This is a genomic window from Mycobacterium gastri (assembly GCF_002102175.1).
Taxonomy (GTDB): domain Bacteria; phylum Actinomycetota; class Actinomycetes; order Mycobacteriales; family Mycobacteriaceae; genus Mycobacterium; species Mycobacterium gastri.
On sequence record NZ_LQOX01000107.1, the window covers coordinates 24916 to 31713 of the forward strand.

Genomic DNA, 6798 nt, shown 5'->3' on the forward strand with positions numbered 1-6798 from the left:
CGTTAGCCTGCCGGGGTGATCAACCCGTAATGACCGTCGTAGCGGTGATACAAGACGCTGGCGCGGCCCTGGGCGGCATCGATGAAGAACAGGAACGGCAGCCCCAGTAGACTCAGCCGCTCGGTGGCTTCCTCGAGGCTCAGGCATGGCGCCGGCTGCGCGCTGATGGTCGCGTCGAGCTCGAACGGACTGAGCTGATCGGCGGGCACCGGGGCCACCAGCGCGAGGCGGTAGCCCGTCGGACCACCGCGGTAAAGGACGCCCGCGGTGGCGGTGCCCTTCTCGGTGAACAGGTGAAAGTCGTAGTCGAGCAGATTCATTTCGAGGGCGGCCTCATCGACTGTGCAGGGCGCCATGGTGAACGACTTTCGCCGGATGACGCGGCGTTCGTCGCCCGGACGGGGAAAATAGCTCGGCCGGTGACTGGGCTCGGACACATGGCGCCACTCGTGCGGACCGGCTGCCGGTTGCTCGCCCCGCCGTGACTCCCAATGTTCGGCGATCCGCTCCAACCGATGCCGTAACCGCGCCTCGAGCAGATCGATCGCTTCCTGCGCGGTCTCCCCCTCAACTTGGGCGCGGACCAAGCGGCCATCGACATCCAGATTGGCCTGCGCAACGATGGGTCGATCCACCGCCCGATCGCGATGCTCGGTGAGCCGGACGCGGGCGTGCAGCACCCGTTTGTGGGTGAGCCGCCCGAGCTGGCCGATCTTGCTGCGCGCGTAATCGGCCGCACCGGGAAGCTCGCCGTGTGTTGTCACGTCAACGTCGATAACTGGTGGCAGTTCTGTTTCGTGGCGCATGCCTTCTTATTACGCCGCGAATCTGCATACGGGCCAGGGCCGAAAGTCATTCGCCCCGCCGACACAAAGTCAGAATTCGCAGGACCGCCCGGCGCAGCCGCCGCTGAACTCGGTGCCGGCCTGAGCCAGCACCGGTTCCGGCGCGGCGTAGGACAGCACCTGTCCGTGCCGGCTGCCGTAGCGATAGACCGTGATGCCCTTGACTTTCGCCTTCCAGGCGGCCAAATACAGGGCGCGGACGTCTTCGACCGTTGCGGCGGCGGGCAAGTTGACCGTCTTGGATACCGCGGCGTCGACGTGGCGCTGCACGGCGGCCTGCATGCGCAGGTGCCACTGCGGCGCGATCTCGGCCGCGGTCGGAAACGCCGCCCGCACTTCGGCAGGCAGCCGCGGATAGCCACGCACTCCCCCGCGCTGTGCGATCTCGGCGATCAGCTCGTCCCGGTAGAAGCCCTGATCGCGGGCCAGCCGGTCAAAGCACGGGTTGACCTCAAGCAGGTGCCTGCCGACGATGGCGCGGGTGAAGGCGATGGCGAACATCGGCTCGATCCCGGCGGTGGTGCCGGCGATCAGTGAGATGGTGCCGGTCGGGGCGACGGAGGTGACCTGTGCGTTGCGCCGCGGGCCGGAACGGGCCAGCCGGCTGCCGGTGAACGCCGGGAACGAGCCCCGATCCTCGGCCAGCTGTCCCGACGCCAGGTGCGCCTGCCGCTGGATGCGGCGCATGACCTGGCCGGCCAGCCGCACGCCCTCGTCACTGTCGTACGGAATGCCCAGGGTGGCAAGCAGTTCGGCCAAACCCATGATCCCCAGCCCGATCTTGCGGCTGGCGCGGGCCGCTTCGGCCAGCTCGGGAAAGGGATAGCGGCTGACGTCGATGACGTCGTCGAGGAACCGCACCGCCACTTCGGTGACCGCACCGAGCCGGTCCCAGTCGACGTGTCCATTGATGATCATCCGGGCCAGGTTGATGGAGCCCAGGTTGCAGGACTCGTACGGCAACAGCGGCACCTCCCCGCACGGGTTGGTCGCCTCGATCCGGCCGCGTGCCGGCACCGGATTGGCCCGATTGATCGTGTCGAGAAACACCAGCCCGGGATCGCCGCAGGCGTGCGCGGCCTGGCAGATCGCATCGAACAGTTCGGCTGCGGGCATGCGTGCGACCGTCTTGCCGGTGCGCGGGTTGACCAGACGGTGTGCGCCGCCGCCTTCGACGGCACGCAGGAACGCGTCATTAGCGCCGACCGACAGGTTGAAATGTGTGAGTGCGCTGGGCGATTCGGCCTTGGCGGTGACGAAGTCGCAGATATCGGGGTGTGCCGCATCAAGGACCGCCATGCAGGCGCCGCGGCGCCGACCGCCCATCGAGACGACATTTGCGGCGGTGTCGTAAAGCCGCAGGAACGAGATCGGGCCGCTGGCCGTGCCACCCGTGGCGGCCACCCGATCCCCGGCGGGCCGCAGGCGGCTGAACGCATAGCCGGTGCCGCCGCCGGCCCGCTGCACCTCGGCGGCGTGCCCCAGGGTCGCAAAGATCGAGCGCAGCGAATCCTCAACCGGCAGAACGAAGCAGCCGGCGAGCAGCCCCAGGTCGGTGCCGGCGTTCATCAGGGTGGGCGAATTCGGCAGAAATTCCAGGTTGCGCAGCAACGTGGCAAACCGCTCGGACCACTGCGTCGACGATCCCGGCCGGTACTCGTCCTCGGCGGCCGCGACACAGCGGGCCGCCCGGTCCATCATCTCGCCCGTCGACTCGGTGGGCCGGCCGTGGGCGTCGCGCAGCAGATAACGTTCTCGCAGGACCGTCACGGCCGCCAAACTCAGCTTCAGCTCGTCACGCACACCGAGCAATGCCTTGCCCGCCCGCAATTCGGCGCGGCGCTGCCGGTAGATGATGTACGCGCGGGCAACGTCGTCGAGACCTGCTTCTCCCAGCCGCGCCTCGACGAAGTCCTGAATGCGCTCAACGGAGGCGATCCGGGGACCCAACGTGTCCGCGACGGCCCTGGCGACCGTGGCCGGCATGTCGGGGTCGTCGTAAGCCACCTCACGGGCGGCCCGCACCACCGCGGCTTCGATCCGTGCGATGTCGAACGGCACCAAAGTTCCGTCTCGGCGCCGAACTTGTGCCGGCCATCGGGCCGCCATGTCCGACTCCACCGCCCGAGCCGATACTGCCTACGTGCTCTTGCCGTGCATAATCGCCGACTGCACCGCCCCGAACCGATGCTGGGCGCGCTCGTCGGCCGCCTTCTGCTCCGCTGCGGTGACGACGACGGCGTCCGGACCAGGGACCACCGTCGCGACGTGATCGGTGTCGAGCCATCGCACGACGTAGGGCGGTGAACCATCGGCTGAATGCACCTCAATGATCAACCCCCGATGGTCGGGTCGGTCGATCGTCGTGCCCTTGATCACCAGCCAGTCTCCGACATTTGCCTTCATCAACATCCCCTTCCTCGCACCAGTCCAATCGTCCGCTCATCCGGCGCGCTGGCGGGAGGGGAGTAGGCCACTAGCTCCGGTGGCCGAAAGTCCCTCGGCCGCCGTTCCGGTTCCGCCGGCGTCGTGGCGGCATCGTGGCGGCGTCATTGCCATTTCAGGTCGTCGTCCAGCTCGTCGCCTTGGGTGCCGCGCTGATCCTCCGACCGGGTATCGATCGTCACCTCCTGCCAGTACGACGGACTGTAAAGATGAATATCGTTGCCGCTGAGGACCTTCAGCACGCCGCCGGTGAGCACTTCATAGGTGGCGCCGTCCGGAAACTCGGCATCGTCGTCGCGGTCTCGAATCTGTATCCACATTTTCATACTGCGAGCAGTCCCTCGGCATCGACAGATCAGGATTCTTGACGCTACCGCAGTCGATTACTTCATCAACGCGCGCGAGGCCCTATTGTGAGGCGGGCTCCAGCACACTGAATACGGCCCTACGCGAGTCGGACAAGACGGCCGGGCGTCGCACCGTCGGAATATCGAACGGCGCTGCGATCACCTGACCGGCACGGGACCCGCGCCCGCAGCGGCATGGGTCCGGCCGACCACCGGCTGTTGGTAGCCGGCGTCACGCACCGTCCGTCGCACCGCCTGCCCGACTCCCCACACCCGGCCATCCGGCACCAGGGCGATCACGCAGCCGCCGAACCCGCCGCCGGTCATCCGGGCACCCAGCGCACCGCTGCGCACCGCGGTGTCGGCGATCAAATCGAGGTGTTCGGTGGTGATCTCGAAGTCGTCGCGCATGGACGCATGCGAGTCGGCGAGCAGGCGGCCCGCTTCGGCGAAATCCGAAACCTCCAACGCGGCAACGAAATCCAGCACTCGCTGGTTCTCGCTGAGCACATGGCGGGCACGCCGGGCGTCGACCGGGTCGGCGATCGCGGCCAGCGCCGAGACGTCGTCGACGTCACGCAATGACGAGACCTCCAGAGCCGCGGCTGCCCGCTCACAGGACGCGCGGCGTTGCGCGTATTCACCGGCGGCATGACGATGCCGCGCCCGGGAGTCGATCAGCAGCAGCGTAATCCCGGAAGCGTCGGGATCGAACGGCACCGGCCGGATGGCGAGATCGCGAAAATCGATCAGCAGCGCCGTCGACGGCTCCCCGAACAGCGCCGCCAATTGGTCGAGTAAACCGGTTGGCGCGCCGACGTAGTCGTTTTCGGCGCGCTGCGCGAGCCGAGCCTGCTCGATGCGTTCGATGCGGACGCCGGCCGCGGATGTGATCGCGCCCAGGACGGCGCATTCCAGCGCCGCCGAGGACGAGAGCCCGGACCCGATCTCGACGCCGCTGGTGATCGACATCGCTCCCCCGGGCACCGGATGGCCGGCGGCGCGCAGCGCCCAGATCACCCCGGCCACATAGCCGGCCCAGCCGGTCACCCCACCGGGGGCGGTGTCCAGCGGTATGCGCTCCGCGGCGTCCATGCGGTCGCTGCTCACCGTGATCGCGTCGCCGCCATCGGGCGCGAACCTCACCACCGTGCGTTGCGGCAGCGCGATCGGCAACGCCCAGCCGAGGTTGTAGTCGGTGTGCTCGCCGATCAAGTTGATCCGCCCCGGCGCGGCGTAGCGGACCGTCACGCAAGTTCTCGCAGCCGCTCGGCGACACTTTCCGGCGTCACGTCACTAATGAACGCGTCCATCGCCGACTCGGAGCCCGCCAGGTATTTCAGCGCCGTGGCGCTGCGGCGGATCGACATCAACTCGACGTGGAAGTAGCCCTCCGGTTGCGCGTCGGTGTATTGGTGCAGCGCCGAAATATAGGGCAGCGGCCCGGAATACATGCGGTCGAAGCGGCGCAGCACGTCGAGATAGAGCTGTGCGAATCCGTCCAGCTCGTCGGCGTCGAGTTCGATGAGGTTGGGCACGAACCGGTTCGGGTAGATGTGCACCTCGACGGGCCAGCGCGCCGCGAACGGCACGAACGCGGTGAACAGGTCACTGCGGGCGATGATACGACCGCCGTCGGCGACCTCACGGGTCAGCAGGTCTTGGAACAGGTTGTTGCCGTGGCGCATTCGATGCTCGCGTGCCTGATGCAGCATGGTCGCCGTCCGCGGCGTCAGATAGGGGTAGCCGTAGATCTGACCATGCGGATGGGTCAGCGTCACACCGATCTCCTCGCCCCGATTCTCGAAGCAGAACACCTGCTCGATGCCCGGCTGACTCAGCAGTTCGGCGGTGCGATGCCGCCACGCCTCGACGACGAGGCGGGCGTGCGGCGCTTCCAGGCCGGCGAACGACCCGGTGTGGTTGCCGGAGAAGCAGATCACCTCACAGCGGCCATGGCCCGGTGCCGAGGCGAAGCCGTCGCCGACCGGTGAGAGTCCGCCGGCGCCGGACAGGCTCGGGAACCGGTTCTCGAAGACGACGACGTCGTAGTCGCGCGCGGGCACCTCGCTGGTCGACCCCGTCGGACCCGGACACAGCGGGCACTGACCGGCCGGGGGCTTGTAGGTGCGGTCTTGACGCAACGCCGCGATGATCACCCACTGCCCGGTAGACCGGTCGAACCGCAACTCCGAATGTTGCTGGTCCCGCGGCGGCAGCGGCCGACGATCGGGAACCGGTTGCGGAAGGTTACCGGGCAACGCGAAGAACAAGATGTCACGGCCATCGGCCAGCTTCGCCCGCGTCGGCGCCGTCACGTTTCGAACATTAACCGACCCGTGCCGTGGCCGCGCTCGCTCAGTCGAGTGTGGCGAGCCAATCGGCTATCGCTTGCCCAATCTCGGGCGGGCTGTCCTGCTGGACAAAGTGACTACCATGCACCGTTACCTCGGTGAGATTGGCCCAGCTGCGGCAGAACTCGCGCTGCGGCCCTGTGAGAATGGCTCCGGGGCGTTGACGAAAAGCTTCGGAAAGTCAGTTGCTTGCAGCCGCTGGGCGTAGCCGGCAACGATCTGGTGGACGTCGGCGGGCTCGCCTTCGATCGGGATCTCGCGCGGCCAGGTGAGGGTCGGCCGGCGGTGTTTGCCGCAGCTGGTGTAGTCGGGGTTGGGTGTCGCGCGCGGGTAAGCCTGGTCACTTACTGTAAATCACTTGAGTCACTGGGGGTTGGGGGGTAGGCGTTGTGCCCGCCTCACTCGGAAATTCATGGTGACCTGACCACGAATGCGGCTGGTCAATGATGTCCTCGTGCGCAGCCTGGCCGCCTGCGCATACCTTGGCTCGGTTTTCCGGTTTCGGCACACCCGATACCGCGCCTTCACTCAAACCCGTATCGAGTGTGGGCAGCCGTTGGGGACTGTCTGACGTGCTCACCGCATCGGCGGTCATGCCACCGTTTCGAGTGTGCAGTGACGGCTTTGACTGTGTATGCAGGGCGGGATCCGCCGTGATCGGCCGCCCTGACGGCACACTCGACGCCATCAACGCGCACTCGGCGCCATCACGGCACACTCGGCGCCATCACGGCGCACTCGGCGCCATCAACGCGCACTCGGCGCCATCAGCCGCCGACCCAACCGCATCAGCACGCGATTTCCGTC

General features: G+C 67.4%; 6 protein-coding genes. All 6 read right to left on the bottom strand.

Annotation, left to right across the window (positions count from 1 at the left end; all coding sequences use genetic code 11):
* Positions 1–2: 2 nt before the first annotated feature.
* Positions 3–806 (bottom strand): ribosome hibernation promotion factor, encoded by an 804-nt coding sequence (locus tag AWC07_RS12940; protein ID WP_036419911.1) that lies wholly within the window; start codon positions 804–806, stop codon positions 3–5.
* Positions 807–875: 69 nt separating this feature from the next.
* Entirely contained in the window at positions 876–2954 is a 2079-nt protein-coding gene (locus AWC07_RS12945; RefSeq protein WP_036419918.1) for an adenosylcobalamin-dependent ribonucleoside-diphosphate reductase, read from the bottom strand.
* Positions 2955–2984: 30 nt separating this feature from the next.
* Positions 2985–3251 (bottom strand): DUF1918 domain-containing protein, encoded by a 267-nt coding sequence (locus tag AWC07_RS12950; protein WP_036395309.1) that lies wholly within the window; start codon positions 3249–3251, stop codon positions 2985–2987.
* 143 nt (positions 3252–3394) lie between these two features.
* On the bottom strand, positions 3395–3610 hold the full coding sequence (locus AWC07_RS12955; protein ID WP_244187577.1) for a hypothetical protein: 216 nt from the start codon (positions 3608–3610) through the stop codon (positions 3395–3397).
* A gap of 186 nt (positions 3611–3796) precedes the next feature.
* A complete protein-coding gene (locus AWC07_RS12960; RefSeq protein WP_036419913.1) occupies positions 3797–4888 on the bottom strand; it encodes a galactokinase in 1092 nt (363 codons plus the stop codon).
* Positions 4885–5955 (bottom strand): galactose-1-phosphate uridylyltransferase, encoded by a 1071-nt coding sequence (gene galT / locus AWC07_RS12965; RefSeq protein ID WP_036419914.1) that lies wholly within the window; start codon positions 5953–5955, stop codon positions 4885–4887. Before galT ends, AWC07_RS12960 begins: the two co-directional genes overlap by 4 nt.
* Positions 5956–6798: the final 843 nt, after the last annotated feature.

What these genes read in the sequence shown, in the direction of transcription:
- AWC07_RS12945 (WP_036419918.1), bottom strand. Translation starts at nt 2,954, where the DNA reads ATGGCGGCCCGATGGCCGGCACAAGTTCGGCGCCGAGACGGAACTTTG.
- AWC07_RS12955 (WP_244187577.1), bottom strand. Translation starts at nt 3,610, where the DNA reads ATGTGGATACAGATTCGAGACCGCGACGACGATGCCGAGTTTCCGGAC.
- AWC07_RS12940 (WP_036419911.1), bottom strand. Translation starts at nt 806, where the DNA reads ATGCGCCACGAAACAGAACTGCCACCAGTTATCGACGTTGACGTGACA.
- AWC07_RS12950 (WP_036395309.1), bottom strand. Translation starts at nt 3,251, where the DNA reads ATGAAGGCAAATGTCGGAGACTGGCTGGTGATCAAGGGCACGACGATC.